The sequence below is a fragment of the Massilia eburnea genome (assembly GCF_050709955.1).
Classification (GTDB): Bacteria; Pseudomonadota; Gammaproteobacteria; order Burkholderiales; family Burkholderiaceae_D; genus Rugamonas; species Rugamonas eburnea_A.
Window position 1 is genome coordinate 102,313 of sequence record NZ_JBNZFX010000012.1, and the last position, 22,719, is coordinate 125,031.

Annotated in this window: 22 protein-coding genes and 1 riboswitch; of the genes, 9 read left to right on the forward strand and 13 right to left on the reverse strand. The window is 63.9% G+C overall.

The annotated features are described in order from the left end of the window. Window positions 1-3 precede the first annotated feature (3 nt). The 3 genes from ACQ4MM_RS08500 to ACQ4MM_RS08510 form a co-directional block, all read right to left on the reverse strand. A complete protein-coding gene (locus tag ACQ4MM_RS08500; protein WP_431476959.1) occupies window positions 4-315 on the reverse strand; it encodes a hypothetical protein in 312 nt (103 codons plus the stop codon). Window positions 316-318: 3 nt separating this feature from the next. After that, window positions 319-975: a thiol:disulfide interchange protein DsbA/DsbL gene (locus ACQ4MM_RS08505; protein ID WP_431476960.1), complete on the reverse strand. Its 657-nt coding sequence runs from the start codon at window positions 973-975 to the stop codon at window positions 319-321. Window positions 976-1,091: 116 nt separating this feature from the next. Next, complete coding sequence (locus tag ACQ4MM_RS08510; RefSeq protein ID WP_431476961.1) at window positions 1,092-3,035, reverse strand: TonB-dependent receptor; 1,944 nt, start codon at window positions 3,033-3,035, stop codon at window positions 1,092-1,094. A gap of 71 nt (window positions 3,036-3,106) precedes the next feature. After that, window positions 3,107-3,309: riboswitch (cobalamin riboswitch) on the reverse strand. Between the two features lie 49 nt (window positions 3,310-3,358). On the opposite strand from ACQ4MM_RS08510, the gene ACQ4MM_RS08515 reads away from it, so the two are divergent. From ACQ4MM_RS08515 to ACQ4MM_RS08525, 3 genes are read left to right on the forward strand one after another with little or no spacing between them, the layout of a single operon-like run. Then, a complete protein-coding gene (locus ACQ4MM_RS08515; protein ID WP_431476962.1) occupies window positions 3,359-5,500 on the forward strand; it encodes a M1 family metallopeptidase in 2,142 nt (713 codons plus the stop codon). After that, the gene (locus ACQ4MM_RS08520) at window positions 5,497-6,357 is read left to right on the forward strand and encodes a hypothetical protein (RefSeq protein ID WP_431476963.1); all 861 of its coding nucleotides are present in this window, start codon (window positions 5,497-5,499) and stop codon (window positions 6,355-6,357) included. The genes ACQ4MM_RS08515 and ACQ4MM_RS08520 overlap by 4 nt, the downstream gene beginning before the upstream one ends. Window positions 6,358-6,376: 19 nt before the next feature. Then, window positions 6,377-7,165, forward strand: a complete 789-nt coding sequence (locus ACQ4MM_RS08525; protein ID WP_431476964.1) for a DODA-type extradiol aromatic ring-opening family dioxygenase — start codon at window positions 6,377-6,379, stop codon at window positions 7,163-7,165. Between the two features lie 24 nt (window positions 7,166-7,189). Here ACQ4MM_RS08525 and ylqF read toward each other — a convergent pair whose 3' ends face one another. From ylqF to ACQ4MM_RS08540, 3 genes are read right to left on the reverse strand one after another with little or no spacing between them, the layout of a single operon-like run. After that, a complete protein-coding gene (gene ylqF, locus ACQ4MM_RS08530; protein WP_431476965.1) occupies window positions 7,190-8,137 on the reverse strand; it encodes a ribosome biogenesis GTPase YlqF in 948 nt (315 codons plus the stop codon). Window positions 8,138-8,174: 37 nt separating this feature from the next. Next, window positions 8,175-8,777, reverse strand: a complete 603-nt coding sequence (locus tag ACQ4MM_RS08535) for an energy transducer TonB (protein WP_431476966.1) — start codon at window positions 8,775-8,777, stop codon at window positions 8,175-8,177. Window position 8,778: 1 nt separating this feature from the next. Further along, the gene (locus ACQ4MM_RS08540) at window positions 8,779-9,705 is read right to left on the reverse strand and encodes a histone deacetylase family protein (protein ID WP_431476967.1); all 927 of its coding nucleotides are present in this window, start codon (window positions 9,703-9,705) and stop codon (window positions 8,779-8,781) included. Window positions 9,706-9,766: 61 nt separating this feature from the next. Between ACQ4MM_RS08540 and ACQ4MM_RS08545 the strand changes: the two genes are divergently transcribed. From ACQ4MM_RS08545 to ACQ4MM_RS08565, 5 genes are all read left to right on the forward strand, one after another. Beyond that, window positions 9,767-10,687, forward strand: a complete 921-nt coding sequence (locus ACQ4MM_RS08545) for an AAA family ATPase (RefSeq protein WP_431476968.1) — start codon at window positions 9,767-9,769, stop codon at window positions 10,685-10,687. 24 nt (window positions 10,688-10,711) lie between these two features. Further along, window positions 10,712-11,671, forward strand: a complete 960-nt coding sequence (locus ACQ4MM_RS08550) for a DUF58 domain-containing protein (RefSeq protein ID WP_431476969.1) — start codon at window positions 10,712-10,714, stop codon at window positions 11,669-11,671. Further along, window positions 11,668-13,686, forward strand: coding sequence for a transglutaminase TgpA family protein (locus tag ACQ4MM_RS08555; protein ID WP_431476970.1), 2,019 nt, complete (start codon window positions 11,668-11,670; stop codon window positions 13,684-13,686). Before ACQ4MM_RS08550 ends, ACQ4MM_RS08555 begins: the two co-directional genes overlap by 4 nt. Next, entirely contained in the window at window positions 13,683-14,789 is a 1,107-nt protein-coding gene (gene mltB, locus ACQ4MM_RS08560) for a lytic murein transglycosylase B (protein WP_431476971.1), read from the forward strand. The genes ACQ4MM_RS08555 and mltB overlap by 4 nt, the downstream gene beginning before the upstream one ends. A 246-nt stretch (window positions 14,790-15,035) precedes the next feature. After that, complete coding sequence (locus ACQ4MM_RS08565; protein WP_057260288.1) at window positions 15,036-15,374, forward strand: hypothetical protein; 339 nt, start codon at window positions 15,036-15,038, stop codon at window positions 15,372-15,374. A gap of 52 nt (window positions 15,375-15,426) precedes the next feature. Here the strand turns inward: ACQ4MM_RS08565 and cysM are convergent, their stop codons facing one another. Together cysM and ACQ4MM_RS08575 are read right to left on the reverse strand one after the other, a co-directional pair. After that, window positions 15,427-16,329 (reverse strand): cysteine synthase CysM, encoded by a 903-nt coding sequence (gene cysM, locus ACQ4MM_RS08570; protein ID WP_431476972.1) that lies wholly within the window; start codon window positions 16,327-16,329, stop codon window positions 15,427-15,429. Window positions 16,330-16,352: 23 nt separating this feature from the next. Further along, window positions 16,353-16,913 carry an N-acetyltransferase family protein gene (locus ACQ4MM_RS08575; RefSeq protein WP_431476973.1) on the reverse strand — a complete coding sequence of 187 codons (561 nt, stop codon included), beginning with the start codon at window positions 16,911-16,913 and terminating at the stop codon, window positions 16,353-16,355. A 65-nt stretch (window positions 16,914-16,978) separates the two neighbouring features. Between ACQ4MM_RS08575 and ACQ4MM_RS08580 the strand changes: the two genes are divergently transcribed. Then, a complete protein-coding gene (locus ACQ4MM_RS08580) occupies window positions 16,979-18,691 on the forward strand; it encodes an FAD-dependent oxidoreductase (RefSeq protein WP_431476974.1) in 1,713 nt (570 codons plus the stop codon). Here ACQ4MM_RS08580 and ACQ4MM_RS08585 read toward each other — a convergent pair. The 5 genes from ACQ4MM_RS08585 to ACQ4MM_RS08605 all read right to left on the reverse strand — a co-directional run bounded on the left by ACQ4MM_RS08585 (window position 18,678) and on the right by ACQ4MM_RS08605 (window position 22,600). Next, a complete protein-coding gene (locus ACQ4MM_RS08585) occupies window positions 18,678-19,436 on the reverse strand; it encodes a LytR/AlgR family response regulator transcription factor (protein WP_431476975.1) in 759 nt (252 codons plus the stop codon). The genes ACQ4MM_RS08580 and ACQ4MM_RS08585 overlap by 14 nt on opposite strands. After that, window positions 19,433-20,506, reverse strand: coding sequence for a sensor histidine kinase (locus tag ACQ4MM_RS08590; protein ID WP_431476976.1), 1,074 nt, complete (start codon window positions 20,504-20,506; stop codon window positions 19,433-19,435). Before ACQ4MM_RS08590 ends, ACQ4MM_RS08585 begins: the two co-directional genes overlap by 4 nt. Then, complete coding sequence (locus ACQ4MM_RS08595; protein ID WP_431476977.1) at window positions 20,506-21,081, reverse strand: transcriptional regulator; 576 nt, start codon at window positions 21,079-21,081, stop codon at window positions 20,506-20,508. Before ACQ4MM_RS08595 ends, ACQ4MM_RS08590 begins: the two co-directional genes overlap by 1 nt. A gap of 142 nt (window positions 21,082-21,223) precedes the next feature. Then, the gene (locus tag ACQ4MM_RS08600) at window positions 21,224-21,532 is read right to left on the reverse strand and encodes a ComEA family DNA-binding protein (protein WP_431476978.1); all 309 of its coding nucleotides are present in this window, start codon (window positions 21,530-21,532) and stop codon (window positions 21,224-21,226) included. 99 nt (window positions 21,533-21,631) lie between these two features. Further along, window positions 21,632-22,600, reverse strand: coding sequence for an OmpA family protein (locus ACQ4MM_RS08605; RefSeq protein ID WP_431476979.1), 969 nt, complete (start codon window positions 22,598-22,600; stop codon window positions 21,632-21,634). Window positions 22,601-22,719: the final 119 nt, after the last annotated feature.

Consider the following 22,719-nt stretch of genomic DNA (forward strand, 5'->3'; position numbering starts at 1 on the left):
TCTTCATTTCTGGGGCTTGGTATGCTTCATGGCGTAGTACAGGTGCTGCCACCAGTGCTCGCGTGACTGCACGCTCAGCATGCATTGGCGGTCGATCTCTTCCTTGAAGACGCGGTCGCGGCATTGCATATTGGCCAGTGCATTGCGCTGGTTCTCCGCATTCACCACAGCCAGCACGAGCCAGAACACCAGCCCGGACAGCACAACCACCAAGGTCCAGGCCAGGTGGTTGACCCAGGTGCGCGGCACCAGGCCGGCCTCGTCAGGGGCCGACTCCCGGAATGCACGCATCACACCTTCTTCACGTTGATCCATGTCTTATTTCTTGGTCGCTGCAGCCTTGGCTACCAGGTAATCGGCGACAGCCAGCGCCGCGGCCTGGGACTGCTCTTCCGGCTGGCCTGGGCGGCCGGCCATCGATGGCGAGGTCACATAACGGCCGTCGATCACCAGCGTCGGTGCGCTATCCACCTTGTACTGGGCGACGATGCTCTCCATACGCTTCATTTTAGACTCGACGCTGAAGGATTTATAGACGCTTTCGTATTTGGCTTTGTCGACCCCTGCGCTGACCACCACGGCGGTCACGTCTTCCTCACGCATCAGGCGCTTGCGTTCTTTGTGAATTGCGTCAAACAGCCTTAGGCTAGCGGCATCCGTGGCACCCATGGTTTCCAGGGTCACATATGCGCGTGCCAGCGGGTCTTTTTCACCGCGGGCAAAGTGGATACGGCGGAAGTGGATTTTTTCGGCGTTCTGCTTGACCCAGGCCGACATGCGTGGCTCGAGCGCGTAGCAGTGCGGGCAAGTGAACATGAAGAACTCGACCACCTCGACTTTTTTGCCCTGGGCTTCACTACGCACCGGGGTATCGAGGACCGTATAGTCAACGCCTTGTTTCGGCTCGGCGGCATAGGCGCCGGCGGCGGTAAACATCAGGGCGGCAGAAGCAATCAGCAGTCGCAGCAAACGCATGGTCATCCTTAGAGGAAAATGGTAAACGCCGCGAGATTACCATTTTTTGCGCCCCGTGATCAGCCCCGCCGGCCAAAATGGCGCCAGCGGGGCTGATTTAAGCCTGCTTTAAGCGCTTAGAAGTCGTAGCGCGCCGAAACTTTCAGTTGGCGGCCACTGTTCGGGTAGATGCCCGCGCGGCAGCTGAAGGCCTGGCTGAAGTGCTCTTTGTCGAACATGTTCAGCGCCGTCACCGCCAGCTCCCACTGGCCGAACTTGCGCGCGTAGCGGCCGTCGACCACGGTGTAGGCCGGCATGCGCGTGCTGCAGCTGTTATCGAAATCGCTACCGTAACGCTGCTCGCCGACGCGCTGCACGCCGATGTCGGCGCTCTGGCCGTCGGTCGGCAGCCATGCCAGGCGCACGGTCAGGATGTTCTTCGGTACCAGCGCCAGCTCGCGGCCGGCGTTCGGGCCGGAGCGGAACTCGGCATCCACTTGCTGGAAGTGGCCCTGCACCTGCCATTGCGGCGCGAAGCGGTAGCTGCCATCCAGTTCGAAGCCCTTGCGCTGGGTCGGTGCCAGGTTGGTGTTGGCGCCGAACATGCCTGCGGTCGGGTCGTAATAGATCTCGTTGTCCAGGTTGTGGCGGAAGATGCGTGCGTCGACCTTGGCGGCGCCCTGCGCGTAACCGAGGCCGATCTCGGCATCGTGCGAAGTCTGGGTTGCCAGCGGCTTGTTGGCTTGCGGTGTGAAGCCGTTCTCGTCGGAATTGGCGACACGGTAGCTCTGTCCAGCCTTGGCCCATGCGGTGAGGCCTGGCGCGGCCAGCATGCTGCCCTGCACTTCCCACGCGTTGTTGGCTTGCTTGACGCTGTAGGTGGCGGTGGTAAACGGCACTGGATCGACGGAGTCCTTGTCGAACAGTTCGCGGCGCACCCCGGCGGACAGGCGGAATTGCTGCGGGCCGCTGAACTTCATCTCGTCGCGCACATAGAACGCCTTGCTCTTCTGCGTGGCGTCGGCGGCCGAGAAGGCGGAGCTGGTGACGCGGTTCCAGCGGCCGAAGTCAAAACCGGCCACCAGTTCGTTCAGCATGCCGTTGAACTGGCCCAGGTGGCGTACGCGCGGCGAGAACTGGGTCTGCTTGGTGTCGTAGGCCGACCTGGAAACGCCAAACTGGCTGAAATAGGTGGCTTCCGCGTCCTTCTTGCGGTGCGACAGTTCGGCGGCCAGGTCGAAGGAGCCGATCTTGTGCTCCCAGGCCGCGGTGTAGCGGTCGGTATCGAGCTTGCCGAAATCGTTCGGAGTCAGGGTCTGGCGCGGATTGTCGTTGAATTGCGCTTGCGTCAGGCTGCCGGCAAAGCGCTGGTCCTGGCGCGCGATATCGGCGCGCAGCGAGAAGCGGCCAGCAGCGGTGTTGAATTTCACGCCGCCATTCAAGCGCGACTGCTTGAATTCATTGTTGTCGCGGTAGTTGTCGGAGCGCTGGTGGCCGGCCGACGCGTCAAAGGCGACATCGTCAAAGCCCTGCGCCACGCTGGCGCGCACTTCGCCGCTGTCGAACTGGCCCAGTTCCGTGAACACATTGCCGCTGCGCTGGCCGGCTTGCGGGCGCTTGGTGGTGATCTGGATCACGCCGCCGGTGGCGCCCTCACCATACAGCACGCTGGCGCCGCCGCGCATGATGTCGATGCGCTCCACCATGTCGATCGGGATGGTGGACAAGGTTGCGCTGGACAGCTCGTTCTCGTTCAGGCGCACGCCATCGAGCACGATCACCACGTTCTGGTCGCTGTTGGTGCCGAAGCCGCGCAGGTCAAGGCCGAAGTCGGGGCTGCCGGTCAGGCTCTGGCGGCCATACACGCCGCCGATCTTGCGGATCGCCTGGCTGACGTCGGACACGCCGGCGCGGCGGATCTCGGCCGCGGTAATGGTGGTGGCGCCGATCGGCAGCAGCGATGGATCGCTGGCGAAGCGGGAACCGGAAACGACAACGGTGTTCGATTGGGCTTGGGCCGCTGCGGCGAAGCACAGGGCGATAGCTGCGGCAAGCGCGCAGCGCGAAGTGATGAAAGTCATGGCTTTTATAGTGAGTATTTTCCGCCTGCCTCCCCGCAGCCGAAATCCACGGAAGACGATCCCTGTGCGGGTGCGCTTCCACCTCCCTGGCCGGTATCCGGGCTGGCAAGACTGACCGTTCCACCTTCCTGCGTGTTGATTGATGCAGTGGTTGTTTGGCGCGATCCGCCGTCATGACGACGGCGCTTGCGTACCGTTGCGGGGGCAGCACATTGCGTTTCCCGTTTAACTGCCCCCACGAACAGGGAGCGGGCACCAAGGCGCGCACATTATACGCTGCTTAAGCTATAGTGACGCGTTGCCAAATTGTTATGAGGGAATCAATGCGCACTTTCATCGCGCTCGCCGCCGTCGCCCTGCTGGCCGGCGCCGCAGCACCGCCAGCGGAGATCCGGACTGCCCCGCACAACGCCGCCGCAGTCAGCGTGCCCAGCGCCCCCAATGCCTGGGGCGGCATGCGCACCGGCCAGGAGGCCACGCTGTCCGACCGCGTGGTGGACTACCAGATCGAGGCCAGCCTCGACCCGGTCAAGCACACCATCGACGGCAAGCAGCGCCTGACCTGGCGCAACCGCAGCAGCGAACCGGTACGCAGCGTGTACCTGCACCTGTACCTGAACGCTTTCCAGAATGCCGGCAGCACCTACTTTACCGAACAGCGCAAGAGCGGCGGCGGCTTCCGCTCCGGCGTCGACACCAAGGACGGCGAATGGGGCTATATCGATCTGCGCAGCGTGCAGCAGAACGGCGCCAACGTGGCGTGGCAGTTCGTGCAGCCCGATGGCGGCCCCGTTACCGACCGCACCGTGGTGCGCATGGACCTGCCGCAGCCGGTAGCGCCGGGCGCCAGCACCACGCTCGACATCAGCTTCTTCGACCAGTTGCCGCGCGTGGTATCGCGCACCGGCTACTTCGGCACCTTCCACCTGGTGGCGCAATGGTTCCCCAAGATCGCGGTACTGGAGCTGCCCGGTGAGCGCGGCGCGGCGCAGGCGCGCTGGAATGCGCACGAATTTCACGCCGAGTCTGAGTTTTACGCCGACTTCGGCAGCTATGACGTCAAGCTGACCGTACCTAAAGGCTATACCGTGGGCGCCACCGGCGAACTGCAAGGCCAGCCGGTCGAAAAAGACGGCAAGCTGACCCACCACTTCGTGCAGGGCGACGTGCACGATTTCGCCTGGACGGCCGACAGCCGCAGCGCCAAGCCGCTGACCGGCACCTGGACCGGCGCCGGCAGCCCGCAGGTGACGATCACCGTGTTGTTCCCGCCGGAATACGCATCGAATGCAGCTCCGGCACTGAAGGCCACCAAGGATTCGCTGGACTACTTCTCGCAGACGCTCGGGCCTTACCCTTACAAGACGGTCACTGTCGTCATCCCGCCGTTCAACGCGCGCGAAGCGGCCGGCATGGAATACCCGACCTTCTTTACCGCCGATGCCTACAAGGACGTCACGCCTGGCACATTCAGCGCTTTCGAGCTCGATTTCGTCACCATCCACGAGTTCGGCCATGGCTACTTTTACGGCATCCTCGCCAGCAACGAGTTTGAGGAGCCGATGCTGGACGAAGGCTTGAACCAATACTGGAACACGCGCATGCTGGCCGACCTGCGCCGTACGATCGATGCCACCACGCCCTTGCTCAGCAAGATCGGCTTTGCTCCGCGCTTCGATGTGTGGCAGGTCGAGCGCGCCGCGAGCCCGCGCGACGAACCGGCCGATCCGCTAGGCGCCAGCGCCTTCCATCGCCTGCAGGGGGTAGGGCCGGTGTATTCGCGTACTGCCACCACCATGCACGACCTGGAGGCCCAGTTGGGCAAGGAGGTGATGGGGCGCGCCTTCAAAGAATACTATCGCCGCTGGAAATTCCGGCATCCGAGCGTGGCCGATTTCCGCGAGGTGTTGAGCGAGGTAAGCGGCAAGCGCGAACTGGTGGAGCGGGTATTCGCCCAGCAGGTGTACAGCGTAAGCCGCGTCGACGACCGCATCGCCAAGTTCAGCAGTGCCGAAGTGGTGCCGCTGCCAGGCGTGCAGGTAGAGAACGGCAAGCACGTCGAGCTGACGGCGGAGCAGGCCGAGGAGCGGGAAGACAAGCAACGCAAGGCATGGGAGAAGGCGCACCCGAATGCGAAAGAAGGCGAAGGCCCCTTCCCTTACCACACCATGGTCACGGTGCGCCGCCGCGGCGCCGACGTGCCGCAAACCCTGGTCGTCACTTTCGCCGACGGCAGCAAGGAAACCGTGCAATGGCGCGGCGAAGAACGCTGGCAGACCTTCGAATGGACCCGGCCTTCGAAGGCTGTGTCGGCCGAAATCGACCCTGGCCGCAGCAACCATCTCGACGTCAGCAAGCTCGATGACAGCCGTACGCTCAAGTCCGACGGCCGCGCCTCACGCCGCTGGAGCTTCGACTTTGCGGCCATCGTCCAGACCCTGATCTCCTTCATCGCAACCCTATGAAACTGACCGCCAACCTGAAAAACGCAAGCCGCGCCGCCCTGCAATGGCGCCTGCTTGTCATCTGGCTCGCTGCCACGCTGTTGCCTGCCTTGCTGCTCGCGCTGCCGATGTGGAGTGCCCTTTCCGGCATTCTTTCCCATTCGGTGCATGCGCCTGAACTGGCCAAAGCGCTGGACGTGCTGGCACTGGCAGACATCATGGGTGAAATCAAGCGCAATAGCCTGGCGCTGCAGGCTGGCGGCATCGGCGCGCTGGTACTGACCCTGCTGCTGTCGCCCTTCCTGACCGGCGTGATCGTCACTGCAGGGCGGGCGCAGGAGACCGCCAGCTTCCGCCAACTGTTCGCAGGCGGGGTGAGCGAATACCCGCGCATGTTCCGCATGCTGCTGTGGGCGGTGATCCCACTCGGCCTGGCGCTGGCGGTCAGCGGCGCGCTGGCCGACAGCGTGCAGGACTTCAGCGAGAAGGCCAGCCTCGAATCCAGCGCCGACGCCTGGTCGCTGTTCGCCAACGTGCTGGGCGTGCTGCTGCTTGCCCTGGCCAACCTGTCACTGGACGCGGGGCGCGCCCAGCTGGCCATCGACCGCCGCCGCAGGTCCGCGGTCAAGGCCTGGTGGCGGGGCCTCAAGTTGCTGCTGCGCCGCCCGGCGGCCATGTTCGGCAGCTACCTGCTGCTGACCGTAACCGGCTTGCTGGTGGCCGGCCTGTTCGCCCTGGCGCGCTTTAACGTGGAAGGCAGCAACGGCTTGCTGCTGCTGGCCGGCTTCCTGCTGGCGCAGCTGGTGGTGCTGGCAATGGCGTGGATGCGCGCGGCGCGACTGTTTGCCTTGATGACGCTGTCTGCAACGAATCCCTGAGCGGAGTATATTGGTGGGCATGACTACTTTGCCCACCTTCTTCCTGTCCCATGGCGGCGGCCCCTGGCCCTGGATGCGCGACCAATTCGGCAACGCTTACGACCAGCTGGACGCATCGCTGCGCGACCTGCCGCGCCAGGCCGGCGGCAAGCCGAAAGCCGTGCTGGCTGTTACTGCACACTGGGAGGGACGCGAGTTCCTCGTTTCATCGTCGGCCAGGCCGCCGATGATCTACGATTACGGCGGCTTCCCGCCGCATACTTACCAGATCCAGTACCCTGCCCCGGGTTCGCCGGAAGTGGCTGCGCGCGTGATCGAACTGCTTGGCGCGCGTGCCAGGCTTGATCCGGAGCGCGGTTTCGACCACGGCACGTTCAGCGCCATGTATCCCGCCTTCCCGCAAGCCGATGTGCCGATCGTGCAGCTCTCGCTGCGCCATGGCCTGGACCCGGCCGAACACCTGGAAATCGGCCGCCTGCTGCGGCCCTTGCGCGCCGAGGGCGTGTTAATAGCCGGCAGCGGCCTGAGTTATCACAACCTGCGCGCTTTCAACGCCGGCGGCGCCGAAGCTTCGCAGCTGTTCGATGGCTGGCTGCGCGAGACCATGGCGGCGGCTCCCGCTGAGCGCACAAGGCGCCTGCTGGAGTGGGAGCGTGCACCGGCCGCGCGGCTGGCGCATCCGCGCGAAGAGCACTTGCTGCCTTTGATGGTGGTGGTGGGTGCGGCCGAGGATGCGGCCGCCGAGGTGGTGTATCACGAAGACCGCTTCATGGGGGCGCTGGCGGTCAGCAGCTTCAAGCTCGGTTAGGGCTCGGTTCGGACTCGGTTCGGCTCAGGACCCGCGCTTGCCCTTCATTCGTTCGGCTTCCTTCTCGGCGGCCTTGCGCTCCGCCTCTTCCGCCTTGATGCGCTCCGCTTCCGTATGGATTGCCAGCGCTTCGGCGCGGGTGGCAGGCGTTTCCAGCGAAATGCGGCCCAGCGCGCCGCTGCGGTAATCCTGCAGCAGCATGTGCGAAGCTTTCTCGAAGTCCCAATCGCCGCCGCGCAGGCGGTAGCTGCGCAATTGCGCCACGCGTTCGATCAGCGCCACGCCATCCATGGCCGACACATCGGCCTTGTAGCGCGCCTTCAGCAGGTCCGGATAGCGCTTCAGCAGTTCTTCCGCCAGCCATACCGCCACTTCTTCCTCGATCAGCGCATTGGCACCGATCGCATGCGAAGCCGCCAGCGCCATGCCGTCGGACGGCATCTCGATCTTCGGCCACAGCAGGCCCGGCGTGTCGATCAGCACCGTTTCCAGATCCAGGTAGATCTTCTGCTGCTGCTTGGTGACGGCCGGCTCGTCGCCCACTTTCGCCACGCGGCGATTGAGCAGCGCGTTCATCAGGGTCGACTTGCCGACGTTGGGAATCCCCATGATCATCATGCGCAGCGGCTTGATCGCCTCGTTGCGGTGCGGCGCCAGCTTGCGCGCCTTGGAAATCACCCTGGCCACATCGGACGGCTTCTTGGTCGTCATCGCATAGGCGGTGACGGTCTTGTCCTGCTCGAAATGGCGGATCCAGGCCGCGGTGGCATCCGGGTCGGCCAGGTCGATCTTGTTCAGGATCTTCAGACAAGGGCGTTGGCGGAATTTGCGCAGTTCTTCCACCAGCGGGTTGCAGCTGGCCGCAGGCAGGCGCGCGTCAACCACTTCGATGACGACATCGACGTCGGCCATCTGTTCCGCCGCCTTTTTCTTGGCGGCGTTCATATGCCCGGGGAACCATTGGATAGACATGCTCTTGCCTTACGAATCGAATGAACAATCCGCCATTTTACCTCAAGACCACCCTGCCGAACGAGGTGTCGGTGCGGGCACCAGAGGCCTTGGGCGAGATGCCGAAACGACAAGTTTGCAGCCAGCTCACCGCGTCGCGCAGCACGCCGGCGTCGAAATGCGCCGCTTCCGGCACGATGCGCTGGGCCTTGCCCTCCGGGTCGACCAGGAAGCGCAGCTTGATGGAAGCCCGGCCATCGGGCCGCTGGTCCAGGTTATCGTAGCGCAGGAAGCGCTGCGACGGGCCGCAGCTGCCGGGCAGCAGCATCGGCCGCAATGGCGCCGGGCCTTCCAGCGTCCAGGCATACTGCAGCGGGAACACCGTGCCGTCGCGCGCCGCGGCCAGCCCCGGCTTGAAACGGCAGCGCGCCAGCCCGGCCAGCGCCGCCCGGTCAAGGATGCTCCAGCCGCTGCCCTGCGTTACTTCCGCATTGCGCACCGCGCCATCGGCGCCGACCTGGAACTGCAGCATGGTGGTGCCTTCGATTTCGTAGCGTACCGCTTCGCGCGGCCACTCGGGCACGGTGCAGTTGGCCGGCGTGGCCAGCGATTCGTAGGGAAAGGCGCCGGCACCGGCCAGCGCAAGCAACAGCGGCAGCATCTCAGATCTCGGCCAGGGCCTTTACATGGGCGACCACGCTGCGGCCCAGGGCCGACAGGTTGTAGCCGCCTTCCAGGCAGCTCACGATGCGGCCTTGCGCATGCTGGCGCGCGACCTCCATCACCTGCTGCGTCATCCAGGCGTAATCGGCTTCCACCAGCCCCATGCCGCCCAGGTCGTCCTCGCGGTGCGCGTCAAAACCGGCGGAGATGAAGATCATCTGCGGCTTGAACGCATGCAGCGCCGGCAGCCATTTCTCCTGCACCAGCGCGCGCACCGTGTCGCCTTTGGAACCGGCCGGCACCGGCACATTGACGCGGTTCGGCGTCTCCGGCAGCACTTCGCAATATGGATAGAACGGATGCTGGAAAAAGCTCACCATCAGCGCGCGCGGCTCGTCGAGCAGCGCTTCCTCGGTACCGTTGCCGTGATGGACGTCGAAATCGACCACCGCCACGCGCTCCAGGCCGCGCGCGTCGAGCGCATGCTTGACGGCGATCGCCACATTATTGAATAGGCAGAAGCCCATCGGCTCGGTCGGCCGCGCATGGTGGCCTGGCGGGCGCACCGCACAGAAGGCATTGTCGATCTCGCCATCGAGCACGGCGTCGGTGGCGGCCAGCGCGGCGCCGGCGGCGCGGCGCGCGGCCTGCCAGCTATGGGCGTTCAGCGAAGTATCGCCATCGATCGGATAGTAGTCGCCGGCGCACGGCAGGTGGTCGCGCACGATAGCGATGGCATTGGCAGTGTGGTTGCGCGCGATCGAAGCTTCATCGGCCAGCGGCGCGTCGCGGTGATCCAGCAGGTCGTCGATGTGGGCATTGATCAACTGGTCGGCAATGGCCTGCAGGCGCGCCGGACATTCGGGATGCCAGTCGCCCATTTCGTGGCGCTGGCAGTCGGGATGGCTGTAAATTGCTGTGCTCATGAATCGCGTTCTCGCATAGAATGCGACTAATCTACCACGCGGCGGGATGAGTACCAAAACCATGTATACCAAATTACACGCCGTAGCACGCCAGGTTGGGCAGGTCATCGTTGGCAAGGAATTGCAAGTACGCCAGTCCCTGACTTGCCTGCTGGCCGGCGGCCACCTTTTATTGGAAGACTTGCCGGGAGTCGGCAAGACCACGCTGTCGCACGCTTTGGCGCTGTCGCTGGGCCTGCAGTTCAACCGTATCCAGTTCACCAGCGACCTGCTGCCGGCCGACGTGGCCGGCGTTTCGATCTATGAACGCGAGCTGAACGCCTTCAGCTTCCACCCCGGCCCGATCTTCACGCAGGTGCTGCTGGCCGACGAAATCAACCGCGCCACGCCGAAGACCCAGTCCGGCCTGCTGGAAGCGATGGAAGAGCGCCAGGTCTCGGCCGATGGCGTGACCCGGCCCCTGCCCGAGCCGTTCTTCGTGATCGCGACGCAGAACCCGATCCACCAGGTCGGCACCTTCCCGCTGCCGGAATCGCAGCTCGACCGCTTCCTGATGTGCATCTCGCTCGGTTATCCGGACGCCGCCGCCGAACGCGCGCTGCTGATGGGCGAAGACCGCCGCCAGATGCTCAAGCACCTGCCGCCGGCCATGACGCCGGCCGAACTGTTCGCCGCCCAGCAGTCGCTGCGCCAGATCCACGCCGCTCCGGCCCTGATCGATTATGTGCAGGCGCTGGCGCAGGCTTCGCGCCAGAACGGCTTCTTTGCCGAAGGACTGAGCCCGCGCGCCGCGCTGGCCCTGTTGCAGGCGGCCCGCGCCTGGGCTGCGCTGGAAGGCCGCGACCACGTCATGCCGGAAGACGTGCAGGCCGTGCTGGTGCCGGTCTGCGCGCACCGCCTGCGCCCGCTCAAGTCTTCGCACGGCACTGCGCTGGCCAGCCGCGACCTGGTGCTGCAACTGCAAAAATCGGTAGCGGTTTAAGCCATGCTTGCTCCAGCGCGGAGAATGCTTGACCGCTGGCTGTTCCAGCTGAAGGAAAAGGAACCGGGCGAGGTGCATCTCGTGATGCGCCGCGTCTTCATCCTGCCGACCAGGCCCGGCCTGGCCTTTGTCGGACTGCTGCTGATCATGCTGATCGGCTCCATCAACTACAACCTGGGCCTGGGCTTCGTGCTGACCTTCTTCACCGGGTCCTGCGCCATCGTCGACATGTACATGACGGCCAAGAACCTGGCCTTCCTGCACCTGGCCCCCGGCCGCGCCCAGCCGGTGTTCGCCGGCGACGAGGCCCAGTTCGAACTGCTGGTGCGCAATGCCACACCGCGCGCGCGCTACGCGATCTGGCTCGGTTTCCAGGACGAGGGCGAACCACGCCAGTCGATCGACGTCGCGTCCAAGGGCAGTGCCGCCGTGATGCTGTCGCGCCCCAGCGCCCAACGCGGCTGGCTGGCAGCGCCGCGCGTGCGCCTGTTCACCCGCTTCCCGCTTGGCCTGTTCGGCTCCTGGTCGTACTGGCAGCCGGACCTGAAAGTGCTGGTCTACCCGCAGCCGGAAGCTGCGCCGCCGCCGCTGCCCACCACCGGCGCCGCGCGCGAGGATGGCTACGGCACCGTCGGCCTGGATAATTTTTCCGGCATCCGCAACTACCAGCCGGGCGACCCGATGCGCCACCTGGCCTGGCGCCAGATCGCACGCCTGCATCCGGCCGATGGCGGCCACCTGGTGAGCAAGCATTTCGAAGGCGGCGCCGTGTCCGACCTGCTGCTGGACCTGGATGCGCTGCCGCCGCTGCTCGATATCGAAGTGCGCCTGTCCCGCTTGACCGCCTGGGTGCTGGAAGCGGAGCGGCGCGCCCTGCCCTATGCCCTGCATGTCGGCCATCGCGAGATCGCGCAAGGCCTGGGCGAAGCGCATTGCGCCGAATGCCTGCGCGTGCTGGCCCTGCATGGCAAGGAGGGCACATGATAGCCCGCCTGGCCGGCATGGCCAGCCGCCTGACGCGCGACAAGGCCGATACCCTGCTGCTGCTGCTGGCGGCGGTGATGGTGCTGGCGCCCCACTTCGGCCACCTGCCGCTGTGGACTTCGGCCACGGTTTGCCTGACATTGTGCTGGCGCGGGGCGATTACCCTGCGCGGCAGCCGCCTGCCGCCAATGTGGCTGCTGCTGCCGGTCTCGCTGCTGGCCATGGGCGGCGTGTACCTGACCTTCCGCACCCTGCTCGGACGCGAACCGGGCGTGACGATGCTGGCCCTGCTGCTGACCTTCAAGCTGCTGGAGATGCATGCGCGGCGCGACCTGTTCGTGGTGATCTTCCTCAGCTTCTTCCTGCTGCTGACGAATTTCTTCTACTCGCAGTCGATCCTCACCGCGCTGGTGATGATTGCCACCATCATCGTGCTGCTGTCGGCGCAGATCACCTTCCAGTTCACCGGCACCGTGCCGCCGCTGGCCGCGCGCCTGAAGCTGGCCGCACGCGTCTTCCTGATTGCGGCGCCGCTGGGCGTGCTGCTGTTCGTCGGCTTCCCACGCATCCAGGGTCCGCTGTGGGGCTTGCCGGGCGATGCCGGCGGCAAGAGCGGCATGTCCGACACCATGTCGCCGGGCTCCATGACCAGCCTGGCGCTGTCGGAAGAGGTGGCGTTCCGCGCCCGCTTCGATGGCGCCGCGCCACCGCAGGAACAGCTCTACTGGCGCGGTCCGGTGCTGAGCAACTACGACGGGCGCGCCTGGAGCCGCATCGGCCGGCCGCTGCATCCCGTCGCCCAGTTACGCCTGGCCCGGCAACTGGCCTGGAAAGGACCGTCCTATCCCTACGAGGTGACACTGGAACCGGGCCGCCGCCAATTCCTGTTCATGCTGGAGCTGAGCGAACCGGGTCCGAGCGTCGACGGCGGCAACCCGGCCTACACCGCGGAGCTGGAGCAATTGGTGGGCGCCAGCAGCGACAAGCGCCTGCGCTACACGTCCGTGGCACACCCGAAGTACATCGCGCAGCCAGGCCTTGAGCCGGAGACCCTTGAGCGCTGGCTGCAGCTACCGCAAGGCTTCAATCCGCGCACGCTGCGCTACGCGGCGCAGATCCAGGCCTTGCGCGCCGAACGCGGCGACGATGCGGCCATCGCGGCGGTGCTGGACATGTTCCGCAAAGGCTTCGAATATACGCTGGAGCCGGGCCGGCTTGGGCGCGATGAAATCGACGAATTCCTGTTCGATACACGCAAGGGTTTCTGCGAACATTATTCCGGCTCGTTCGTCTACGTGATGCGCGCGGCCGGCCTTCCGGCGCGCGTGGTGAACGGCTACCAGGGCGGCGAGCGCAATCCGGTCGACGGCTATTACACGGTACGCCAGTCCGACGCCCATGCCTGGAGCGAAGTCTGGCTCGGGCCCCAGCGCGGCTGGACGCGGATCGACCCCACCGCGGCCGTCGCGCCTGAACGCATTCGCAGCAGCCTGGCACAAGCCTTGCCGCGTGAAGCACCTTTCGGTTTGCAAGGCTTGGCCGAGCTGGCGCGCGACCAGTACTCCTGGCTGGCGCAGATGCGTTTCAGCTTCAGCGCGATGAATAATGCTTGGAATCAATGGATCCTCGATTACAATCCAAACAGGCAGCAAGATTTCTTCAAAGCACTGGCAGCCGCCTTTGGCAACTGGCGCCTGCTGGCAGGATTGGCCCTGTGTGCCGGGCTGGTGCTGTGGATGAAATACCGCCGCACCGAACGTGCGCGCGATCCCGTCGATGCCGCCTACCTCGCCTTCTGCCGCCAACTTGCGCGCCATGGCGTGGACAAGGCGCCGGACGAAGGCCCGCTGGACCTGGCGCAACGCGTGCGGCAGCTGAAATTGCCGCGCGAGAAAATAGCTGCCATGACCGGATTCCTGGAGCTGTACGGCGCACTCAAATATGGCGCGCCGGCAGCACAACGAGAACATCAGCCCGTTGCACGGCTGAACAGTTTGCTGAAGCAATCCCGATGACTTTTTTAAAGAATTTCCCCACCACCATGCTGGCCATGGCCTGCTTCGGCCTGGCCCTGGCGCCGGCGGCCGATGCCGCCCCGCGCAAGCCCGCGAAAGCGCGGCCGGCGCCTAAGAAGCCCGCAATCGATTACAGCGGCGAATTCGTCAACTTCGGCCAATGGAAGGATGTGCAGCAGTTCATGGGCGACATGGAACTGAAACACGGTGTGCCGGTTGCCGAATCCGAAAAACTGTTCCTTGAAGTACGCTATATCGACGCGGCGGTGCAGCTGGTGAAGCCGGCGCCGCCGGGCAAGCCAAAGAACTGGCAAGCCTATAGCAGCCGCTTCATCGAACCGAGGCGGATCAATGCGGGCGCCGAATTCTGGAACGCCAACCGCGACACCCTGGCGCGCGCCGAAGCGCTGTACGGCGTGCCGGCCGAAATCATCGTCGGCATCATCGGCGTGGAAACCATCTACGGCCGCGACATGGGCAAGTTCCGTGTACTCGATGTGCTGGCCACCCTGGCCTTCTCCTACCCATTGACGCCGAACCGCGAAGCGCGCATGGAATTCTTCCGTGGCGAGCTGGAGTCCGCCATCGTCTCGGCACGCCAGGCCGGGATCGACCCGCTGTCGCTGACCGGCTCCTACGCCGGCGCAGTCGGCATGCCGCAATTCATGCCAAGCAATATCTACAAGCTGGGCGTGGATTTCGACGGCGACGGCAAGGTCGACTTGCGCAACTCGGCGGCCGACGCCATCGGCAGCGTTGCCAATTTCCTGGTGGCGCACGGCTGGAAGCGCGACGATCCGGCGCGGCTGGCTTATCCGGCCACCGTCTCGCCCGAGCGCGGTTGGGAGAAATACCTGAACACCGGCCTGGAAGCCCAGGTCAGCGGCGCCGACCTGCTGGCTGCCGGCGTACACCCCGATAGCGACCTGCCGCCGGGCCTGTATGGTCTTGTTGATCTGCAGAACGGCTCGGATCCCACCGAATACTGGGTTGCGAGCAATAATTTCTTTTCTATCACAAAGTACAACCGGAGTTATTTCTATGCCATGTCGGTAGTCGAACTCGGGCGTGCCGTAAAGCTTTCATTGAAAGAAACTTTGTAACCGCGTGTAACTTGTGTGATATACAAGAGTATAGAATTACCCTAACACAAAAATTAAGGTAGAATTCTCTCAGAATGTTGCGATACGACAACGCGTTTCGAGAGCAATATACTATTTTTTGTTGCACGCAAGTACTGCTGACCGCACTGTTGTACAATTGTGTATATATTATGAAACTTGTTAAACAGGAATCCGTCGCAGGATTTGGGTCGTTAGCAGGACAACTTTAGAGAAGGAACAGAAGACATGACCAACCAAGTCGGTAACGATATGAACAACGAATCGGAAGGCGATGATCTGCTGCAGTACAATCCGAACCGTCTGCTCGACACCCTGATCGAAAACCTGCGCCTGAAGAACGATGCGGCACTGTCGCGCGCTCTGGAAGTGGCGCCGCCTGTGATCTCCAAAATTCGCCACCACCGCCTGCCGGTTGGCGCATCGCTGCTGATCCGCATGCACGAGGTTTCCGACCTGAGCATCCGTGACCTGCGCTACCTGATGGGCGACCGCCGCAATAAGTTCCGCATCAGCGACAAGCAGTTCAAGCCGAAAGAGGGCGCAGGCTCCGAAAACAAGGGCTGATTCCAGCTCTTGGTTCACCCTCCCCGCCCGGGGAGGGTGAGCACCGTTGTGCTTAAGCCGGGAACACCCCGGTCGACAAATAGCGGTCGCCGCGATCGCAGACGATGAACACGATCGTCGCGTTTTCCACTTGCTGCGAAATGCGCAGCGCAATCTCACAGGCACCCGCTGCCGAAATTCCGCAGAAGATACCTTCTTCCGCAGCCAAACGGCGCGCCATGCGTTCCGCCGCTGCCTGCGACACGTATTCCACCTGATCCACGCGCGCCTTGTCGTAAATCTTCGGCAGGTAGGCTTCCGGCCATTTGCGGATGCCGGGAATCGATGAGCCCTCTTCCGGCTGCGCGCCAATGATGCGGATACTCTCGCTCTGCTCCTTCAGGTATTGCGACACGCCCATGATGGTGCCGGTGGTGCCCATGGCGGAGACGAAGTGCGTCACGCGGCCGTCAGTATCGCGCCAGATTTCCGGGCCGGTGCCCTCGTAGTGGGCGCGCGGGTTGTCGCCGTTGGCAAACTGGTCGAGGATGATGCCTTTGCCGTCCTTCTGCATCTGCTCAGCCAGGTCGCGCGCGTATTCCATGCCGCCGGTTTTCGGGGTCAGGATGATGTTGGCGCCATAGGCCGCCATGCTCATGCGGCGCTCTTCGCTCAGGTTCTCCGGCATCAGCAGGATCATCTTGTAGCCGCGAATGGCTGCAGCCATGGCCAGTGCGATACCGGTATTGCCGCTGGTGGCCTCGATCAGGGTGTCGCCCGGCTTGATCTGGCCGCGCTCTTCGGCCCGGCGCAGCATCGACATGGCGGCACGGTCCTTGACCGAACCGGCCGGATTGTCGCCTTCCAGCTTGCCGAGGATGATGTTGCCGCGCGCGGCAGCGTCCGCGCCGGGGATGCGTACCAGCTGCACCAGCGGCGTGTTACCGATGGTATCGGCGATTGTTTTGTATCCCATGGTTCCTGCTATGTATTGTTCTGTCAAACGACCATTTTATCCGCTTCGGAGGCGAGGTGCAGGGACATGAAGACATAGCCCAGGCTTTCGCCGTCGATCCGGAACAGGTCCGCGATCTCGCCAGTCTGCACGAAGCCGCATTTCCGGTATAAGCCGCGGGCCGGGGCATTGCCCGCCAGGACTTCCAGGTCCACCCATTCCAGGCCCTGTTCGCGCGCCCAGCCAGCTGCCGTTGCTACCAGCGCGGCGCCGAGGCCGCTGCGGCGCGCGGCGCGGTGCACGCCCATGCCCAGCAGGCAGCGATGGCGTGCCGTCGCTTCGGGGCGCGAGCGCAGGTCGATGTGTCCCATGATTTCACCTTCGCGCAGCGCGATCCAGACGCGGCGCCAGCCTTGCTGGCCGAAGTTGGCCTGGAGCCCGGTGCTGAAGCCATTCACCTTCTCCGGCGGGAAACCAGCGCTGGTTCGCGACATGGGCTGGAACAAGGGCGTGCCATCGCGTCCATTATCCAGCAGGTGGTCGTTCAGGTAATGGAAGAAGGAGCCCAATTCTTCCGGGTGCAGCGGTCGGATGGTAAAGGTCATGGTAAATCATAGCAGGCCCGGGCAATTGCATTAAACTACATGCATTAATAGAGGAGCCTTTCCCCATGAGCGACACTGAAGTCATCTCCATGCCGTCCACCTTGGAGAGCCGCCGGCACCAGGTCAACCCGGTGCTGACCGAGCAGGAAGTCAAGCGCCTGCACCGCTTTGGCGCGGTGCGCCAGTATGCGCGCGGCGTGCGCATCCTCGAAGCCGGACACACCTGCTTTGGCTTGCTGGTCGGGCTGAAAGGCACGATCACTATCTGCAAATACGATGGACTTGGCAATTCGGAATTCCTGACCGAGCACGGTCCGGGCGAATTCACTGCCGAGGTCTCGCAGCTTTCCGGCCGCCCTTCCCTGGTCAATGCCACCGCCAAGGACGATGTCGAAGTGCTGGAAGTGTCGCCGGAAAACCTGCGCGCGCTGGTGATCGCGGAAGCGGAACTAGGCGAACGCATCGTGCGCGCCCTGATCCTGCGCCGCGTCGGCTTGCTGGAGACCGAAGGCGGCGGCCTGGTACTGGTTTCCCCATCCGGCAATGCGGCCCTGTTCCACCTGCGCAGCTTCTTGAGCAGCAATGGCTACCCTTACCGCATCCTCGATCCGAAGGATGACGAGCAGGCGCGCGCACTATGCGAGTACTACCAGCCGGGGCCGGACGACTGGCCGCTGGTGGTGTGCCCGGACGGCGCGGTGAAAAAGAATCCGAGCAACGCGGAAGTTGGCTATTGCATCGGCCTGCTGCCCGACATCGATACTGAAAAACTGTGGGACGTGGTGGTGGTCGGCGCCGGCCCTGCCGGCCTGGCAACGTCGGTATACGCCGGGTCGGAAGGCTTGTCCGTGCTAGCACTCGAGCAGCGCGCCTTTGGCGGCCAGGCAGCAGCCAGTGCGCGCATTGAAAACTACCTCGGCTTCCCGACCGGCATCTCCGGCGGCGCACTGGCCGGCCGCGCCTTCGTGCAAGCCCAGAAGTTCGGCGTGGAAGTCGCCATTCCAGCGCCAGCCACCCGGCTGCTGTGCGACAGCTGGCCGCTGCGCGTGGAGATCGCGGGCGGACAAGTGGTGCGCGCCAAGACCGTGGTGCTGGCCAGCGGTGCGCGCTACAAGCGCCCCGCCCTCGACAACATCGGCGAATTCGAAGGCCGCGGCATCTATTTCTGGGCCTCGCCGATCGAGGCCAAGCTGTGCAAGTCGGAGGAAGTGGTGCTGGTTGGCGGCGGCAATTCGGCCGGCCAGGCCGCCGTATTCCTCTCGGGCCACGCCTCCAAGGTGCACATGGTGATCCGTGGCGACGGCCTGAAGGCTACCATGTCGACCTACCTGATCGACCGCATCAAGGCCACGCCGAACATCGAACTGCATACGCATACGGAGATCGTGGCGCTGGAAGGCAATGATGACGGCCTGTCGCGCGTCACCTTCCGTTGCAAGGATACCGGCGAAGTCGATGGCTGCGACGTATGCCGCCTGTTCCTGTTCATCGGCGCCGACCCGAATACTGCCTGGCTGGCCGATTGCGGCGTGGAGGTTGATGCGCAAGGGTTCATCCGCACCGGCTTCGATGCGATCAAGGACCAATGCCGCGCCAAGATGACGCTGGCCGATGCGCCGCAACGCGCACCGCTGGAAACCAGCGTGCCCGGCGTGTTTGCGATTGGCGACGTGCGCTCCAGCTCCACCAAGCGCGTTGCAGCCGGTGTCGGCGAAGGCGCGGCCGTGGTATCGCAGATCCACACCTTCCTGGCCAACCTGCCGGTCACATCCCCTTGAAACGGTGCTGGAAGCGCTGGCTGACCGGCAGCCGCGCTCCGTGCCCGCGTAAAGAGAGCCACATCGCGTTGTCGCCGTCACGCACGGCGGCGGCAATGCGCTTCACTGCCACCACGTAGCTGCGGTGCACCTGCCAGAATCCCCCTCCTTCCAACGTTTCGGCGAGTTCCTTGAGCGGCGTGCGGATGTGCGCCTCCAATTCCTGCGCCACCACGCGCGTGTACTTGTCCTCGGCCACGAAATACAGTATGTCGCACAGGTCGATGAAATGAACCGCCTGCCCCACCGAAGCCTGGATCCATGACGGCGCCGGCGCCACTTGCAGCGGTGCCGTGCTTGCCGCGCGAACGTCGGCAGCAATGCGGCGCAAATCCGGCGGCGGCAACAGGAGGCGTCCGCGCAACCGCTCAACTGTACGCGCCAATCGCGCCGCATCGACCGGCTTCAGCAAGTAATCGTGTGCGCCCTGTTCGAACGCGGCCAGCGCGTGCTCATTGTATGCGGTGACGAATACCACGTGCGTGCGCGAGCCGAATGCGGCCGCAAGCTGCAGCCCATCCAATCCGGGCATGCGGATATCAAGAAAAGCCACGTCAGGCGCCATCTCGCGTGCCAGCCGCAGCGCCTCGAAACCATCTGCTGCATCGGGCAGGAGTTCCGCCTCCGGCCACAACGCGGTGAGCAGCTGGCGCAACTCCGCGCGCAGCAGCGGCTCATCATCGGCGATCAGAATGCGTGGTTTCATGCGCGCCCCTCGACCGGCAACAGCAGTTCCGCCTCGGTCGCGCCATCGGCTGCCTGCCGCAGTTCAAAAGCGGCCAGGCCGCCATACAGGGCCTGCAGTCGTTCACGCACATTGCGCAGCCCAACCCCGCTGCCCAGCAGCGTGGCGCCCTGCCCGGACTGCACGCCGGCACCGTCGTCACGCACGACGATGCCCAACCGGCCATCACCGCGCAGTGCTGCTGCGACGCTCACGCATACGGCGCCCGGTTTCGGTTCGACGCCGTGCTGCACCGCGTTTTCGACCAATGACATCAGCATCATCGGCGGGACGGGCAAGCTGCCCAGATCTTCAGGGCAAGCGATTCTGGTCGCGAGCCGCGTGCCGAAACGGATTTCCATCAGCGCCAGGTAATGGCCCGCCAGTTCGCACTCCCGGGCCAGCGTGGACGACGGCGTGCGCATGTCGGGCAATGCCGTGCGCAAGTAAGCAATCAGGTGATCGAGCATCTCCACCGCGCGTTCCGGCGCATGGCGCGCCAGGTAGCGCGTATTGGCCAGCGTGTTGTACAGGAAGTGCGGCTCCACCTGCGCCTGCAGCGACTTCAGCTCAGCAGACAGCGCCACACGCTGCAGTTCCGACAATCGCAGGGCATTGGCCTGGCGCTGCGCATACAGCAGCGGAACCACGGCAACCAGCGCGCCAAACGCCAGCGCACTTCCCAACATCTGCGCGCCGCCCAGCGCCTTCAAGTGCAGGGTCTTTGTCGCATAAACATAGGCAAGGGTCGCGGCGCTGGCCCCCAGCGCCAGCAACGGTGGCTGCGCCGCCCAGCACCAGCGCCAGCCGGCATCCGTCGGCAACACCCGGCGCAGCAAGGCTTCGCCGGGCAATACCAGCGCAGCGGCCAGAAGCAGGCAGGCAAATAGCACAAGCAGGTCATACCATTGGCGCCACAGGAAGACAGCAGTAACCAGAAGAATATGCAATGCGCTCAGGACGAATTGGCGGCGCGTGCAGCTAACCAGCTGCTGCAACGCAGGCATCGGGCCAAAACGCTTGGCGGACAAGGGTGAGGGTGGCATGTCCATCACAGGCTCGGCATGCTGCGCCGTTCCATCATTTCTTCAAAAGAAGGCTGGACGTCGACTGGCACCTCGCTGCCTACGGCTTCAATTTTCAATTCGTCGATCCAGACGGTCCCCCTGCCTGCCGCAATCACCCCCAGCACGATTGTCCTGGCGTTTTCCGGAACCTCCAGTGTAACGCTACGCAGTTGCCAGTCATGAGTGCCGACAATTGCGTTGTCCTCGCTGTTATAGAACGCGCAAGAACGATCACCCTGGCAATCGACCCGCATCCACAAGCCGCTCCAGTCGGTGATGCCCTCGGTGCGAACCTGTGCCTGGAACCGCACCCGTTTGCCTCGATACTGTGCGGCATTGAATCCCTGCGCCAGACTGCCCCAATCCCGCTCTCCGGCTTTGTTCGCACGCAGGAATTTCGCGCTGCCGCCACGAGCGAAACCGAAATCGGCGATGCCGCCTTCATAATTGTTATTTTCGCTGCCGACCGACCAGGCAGGATCGAGCTGTGAAGTGGGTTGTGCAAGCGCCAGCAATGAGATGGCGCTTAGTGCTGCAAGCAGTACGACGTGGGGTTTCATGGGGCGGTAGTTTCTCATGGCATGACGACATTGTCATGTCCGTAACTGTGCCCCAGGCCGCAGGCGTTAGGGGAAGCATGCGATGAACGCCTCCCCTTGCCGATAAGCGCCGATACCTGCGGACTACCGCAGCGAATTGACCTTACTTGCGCGCGGCTTCCTTACGGACAGGCGCGGCGCCGTCGCGCGACTTGCCGTTGACCATCAGCCCGGCCTCCGACAACTTCATGGCGTTTTTCTCGCCGATGCCTTTGACGCGCTGTTCCAGGTCGGCCCAATCCTTGAACTCCCCTTTGGCGCGTTCCGCCATGATCGCTTTGGACTTGGCCGGGCCGATACCCTTGACGCCATCGAGTGCGGCCTGGTCGGCCTTGTTCACATCAACCTGGGCGAACGCCATGCCCATGCAAGCGGCCAGCGTGGCGACGGCAAGCAACAGTTTCCTGATCATGATTACCTCCATATGTGGACACGAGAAGACCTCGTTCAGCCACAACGCGGCCCGCGCCTTCCGGCTGACGCGAGCCACGCGTAGTTTGAGGCAGATCAATCAACGCACGACTAATTCCACACGACGGTTCTTGGCGCGGCCTTCGTCGCTGGCGTTGCTGGCCACTGGCGCCATATTGGCGACGCCGCGCGGCATCATGCGGTTGGCGGGAATGCCGTACTTGGAGGCCAGCGCTTCGGCCACGGCCTGGGCACGCTTCTGCGACAAGACCAGGTTGGCCTCGAACTCGCCCTGGTCATCGGTGTGGCCGACGATGAAGACTTTCATCTTGGGCTGCGCCTGCAGTGCCTTGGCCATCTGTTCCAGCTGTTCACTGGATTGATCGCGAATCACGGCCTTGTTGGTGTCGAAGGTCACGCCATACAGCGCCACTTTGCCATCGCGCTGCAAACCATCCTGGATGGCGCGCGTATCGACAGTCACCTTGCCGCCTTCCATCACGGTCGGTTCGACGATTTGCACGAACTGGCGCACGCGCTGGTAATCCGTGTATTCGGACAATGCAACCATGACATGGGTATTGCCGCCCGGCCCGGCCTTGGCAGCGCTGACCAAGTGGAAGCGCGGCTGGTTGGCGCTGTTGAAGATGCTGCTGACATACGCGTCAAACGACTTCCAGTTCGCTTCGCGCGGCAGCTCCTGCACCAGGTGCTGCACCTTGGCCTTTTCGCACTGGTCGGTCTCGCAGGCGTACAGGATCTTGAAGCCGGCGGCAGTCAGCGCCTGCTGGTAGTTGCGGTGGATTTCCAGCGCACTGCGGCCTTTCGGGCCCCAGTAAAAGCGGTTGGCGGTCTTGCCTTCCACCTTGCGCAGCACCGGCTTGCCAGCCTCGCTATCGACGATGCGGGCCGGCCCCAGGTTCTCGCCGCCGAACATATACAGCATCGACCCCTCATAACGATGCAGCAACGGATGATCGCTGCCGCCGGCAATGTCTTTGGAGAAATTAGGTTGGGCGTGTGCTTGCACCGAGATCGCGGCAAGCAGGGAAAGGATGAGCAGGCGCATGGCAGTCCGGAAAGAATAAACGGATTGCCAATATAACAAAAAATCGCTTCCCGCCCACGCACATGAAAGTCGGGGTCAGCTCCGGCAATCGGACAAAAGGCGCACGAATGTGCGCCTTT